General features: G+C 63.6%; 3 protein-coding genes. 2 read left to right on the plus strand and 1 reads right to left on the minus strand.

Features of this window, described 5'->3' with window-relative positions; genetic code table 11:
* On the plus strand, positions 1-1,142 hold a 1,142-nt coding region (locus AC1DUU_RS27435; protein WP_476786508.1), incomplete at its 5' end, for a S41 family peptidase.
* 14 nt (positions 1,143-1,156) lie between these two features.
* Here the strand turns inward: AC1DUU_RS27435 and AC1DUU_RS27440 are convergent.
* Entirely contained in the window at positions 1,157-2,482 is a 1,326-nt protein-coding gene (locus AC1DUU_RS27440) for an NAD(P)/FAD-dependent oxidoreductase (RefSeq protein WP_476786509.1), read from the minus strand.
* 134 nt (positions 2,483-2,616) lie between these two features.
* Here AC1DUU_RS27440 and AC1DUU_RS27445 point away from each other — a divergent pair.
* Positions 2,617-3,143: nucleoside hydrolase (locus AC1DUU_RS27445; RefSeq protein WP_476786510.1), on the plus strand; the 527-nt coding region annotated here is incomplete at its 3' end.

Below are 3,143 nucleotides of genomic sequence, written 5' to 3' on the forward strand. Positions count from 1 at the left end.
CCGTTGAACTGGTGTTCGATCATTTCCATGACACATCGGCGCTCGGGCGGTTCGGAACGGCGGTCAGGCATGAAATCGAAAACGCTGATGCGCCGCTCAATGCCGGCAGCTCCAATGAACGGGTCAGCAAGGCGATCGATACGGTTCTCGCCAGCCTTGGCGCCTCCCACACCGGCCGCTTCCAGCCTGACACCATCGCCTATTTCGAGCTTGCCGACATTTTCCGCTTTGCCATCCGCAACGATTTGCGGCGGCTGTTTCCACCCGACGGCGAGGTTTCGTATCCCGGCATCGGCATGATCGCACAGCCGGGCAACGGCTCGCTGTTCGTCAATGACGTCTATGACGGGTCGCCTGCGGCGCGAGCTGGTATCCTTGTCGGCGACGAGATCCTCGCCGTGGATGGCGCGCCCTATCACGAGATCACATCGTTCCGCGACAAGGTCGGCCGGACCGTCGAAGTAAACCTACGCCGGAACGCCGGAGCTGAACCCATCACCGTCAAGGTCGCTGTGGAGCAGTTGCGTCCGCTCAAAACGTTCGAAAAAGCGATCGAGGCAAGCGTCAGCGTAACCGAGCGCGACGGAAAGCGGATCGGCAATGTCAGGCTGTGGACACTTTCGGCACCTGAGGGCCTCGACATCGTTGCCCGCGAATTGGGCGACGGTCGGCTCAAGGACGTCGACGGCATGGTCGTTGACCTGCGCGGGCGTTGGGGCGGCGGCCCCTCCGATGCAGCGGAGCTATTCGTTGGCGACACCCCGACATTCCGGCTCATCCAGCGCAACGGCGAGGCAACACTTGCCAATGTACGCTGGCAGCGACCTGTCGTGGGCATCATAGATGGAGGCGCACGCAGTGGACTGGAACTCTTCGCCTATGCGCTGAAGACCAACGGCATTCCGCTTATTGGCTCCCGGACCGCTGGCGCGCTGCTGGCCGGACGTGCCTATCTACTGCCTGATGACAGCCTGCTCGAAGTGGCAGTCTCAGACGCGGTCATCGGCGACGATGTACGGCTGGAAGGACATGGCGTCGAGCCAGACATTCCTGTGACCTTCAGCCTGCCCTACGCCGCAGGCCGGGACCCGCAGCGCGATGCCGCCATGGAAGAGATGGGCCGTATCCTTAGCGGTGGTTGAGACATTCCGCCTCTCTACACCCCCGTCGTCGGACGGTGCCTGGTACCGTCGATGAAACGCTCGTAGCGGAATGCCTGGGGATCGACGAGCGGCGTGTTGCCGGTCACCAGATCGGCCGTAAGCCTGCCTGCGGCGGGGCCGATGCCAAAACCATGGCCGGAAAAGCCAGTGGCGATCACCAGCCCGGGCAGCGACTTCACAGGCGAAATCACCGGCACCGCGTCCGGCGTGGCATCGATGAAGCCGGCCCAGCGCTGCAGCGTCGGCACGCCTTTCAAAGCCGGAAAAACCTTCTCCATGTTGGCGCGGGCCGCTTCCAGTGGGCCGACAGCCGGAGCGGGGTCGAGCGTGCGATGCCTCTCGTAGACACTGCCCGCACCTTCCAGCCTGGGTGAAAGCCCGAAGGGGCCGCTGAGGAAATCGCCGAAGCGCAGGCCAACCGAGCGCCATTCGCGCGACAGCATCGGCAAGAAGTCGGTGAAATAGTGGAAGCTGTCCGGGTTCACGTGATGATAGCTGATGGTGCCGTTTGCGATGGTGTAGCCGCCGTCGAGGCGCTTTCGGTAGGCAAAGCCCTCGGTCCACGCAGCACCATCGGGCCCGCCCTGGACCGGGCCGGTACGCATCACGGACGAACGTACCGAGAGCTGCGGAAGGCGGACGCCGACAGAACGGCACAGCCAGCTCGACCAGGCGCCGCCCGCCACCACAACCGTGCTGGCTCGGATCAAGCCATTTTCTGTGACGACGCCCGAAACACGGCCACCCTCGGTCTCGATCTCGCGCACCGCGCAGCGCAACAAGATGCGGGCACCTGCGCGCTGGGCAGCACGGGCGATCGCGGGAGCTGCCTTCTGCGGCTCGGCGCGACCGTCGCTTGGCGTGTGCAGTGCTGCCCTAAACGTCTTTTGCGCGCCTGGCATCAGTTCAGCCAGCGCCCGGCCCTCGATCATTTTGGAGTCGAGCGCGTAGTCGCCTGCGCTTTTCACCCACTCGGCATGATGTTCGACATCGCTTTGGTCCTGGCACAGATAAAGAATGCCCGTGCGCCGGAAGCCGACATCTTCGCCGACCAGCTCCTCGATACCGCCCCAAATCTTCATCGCCTCGACGATCAGCGGCAGTTCGCGCGGGTCGCGGCCCATGCGCCGGCACCAGCCCCAGTTGCGGCTCGACTGTTCGCCCGCAACGTGGCCCTTCTCGCAGACGACGACCGAGATGCCCTTCCTGGCCAGGAAAAGAGCTGCGCTGACGCCGATGATGCCGCCACCGACGATGACGACGTCGGCAMTCTTCGGCTGGATGTCGCCAGCGGGAACCGGATCGACTGGAGGCCCCATTCATTTCTCCCCAATGTGCCAACGGGAGGTGTCCCAACCCGTCTTGAAAATAACATACAGTACTGTATGCATGACGCCTGAATTCTTGCAATGCCGCCGGAAACTACCCGGCGATCGAACCGGGGGAAAGTGCCATGTCGCCACGCAAGATCATCATCGACACCGATCCTGGCCAGGACGACGCCTTTGCCATCCTGGTTGCGCTTGGTTCGCCCGAACTCGAAGTGGTGGCGCTTACCACCGTCGGCGGCAACGTGCCGCTGGCGCTGACCTCGCGCAATGCGCTGCAGATCGCCGAACTCGCCGGCCGCTCCGATGTGCCGGTCTATGCCGGCTGTTCGCGTCCGATGGTCAAGGCGCTCAAGACCGCCGAATATGTTCATGGTCCGACCGGCATCGACGGCTGTGTCCTGCCCGAGCCGACAAAGCCGCTGCAGGACAAGCACGCAGTCAACTTCCTGGTCGACACGCTTATGGCGGCACCTGAAGGCGAGATCACCGTCTGCACGCTCGGACCCATGACCAATCTCGGCATGGCGATGGTGATGGAGCCGCGCATCATCCCGCGCATCCGTGAAGTGGTGCTGATGGGCGGCGGTTTCTTYGAAGGCGGCAATGCCACCCCCGCCGCCGAGTTCAACATCTATGTCGACCCGCATGC

This window comes from Aminobacter sp. P4_H6_2 (genome assembly GCF_056400805.1).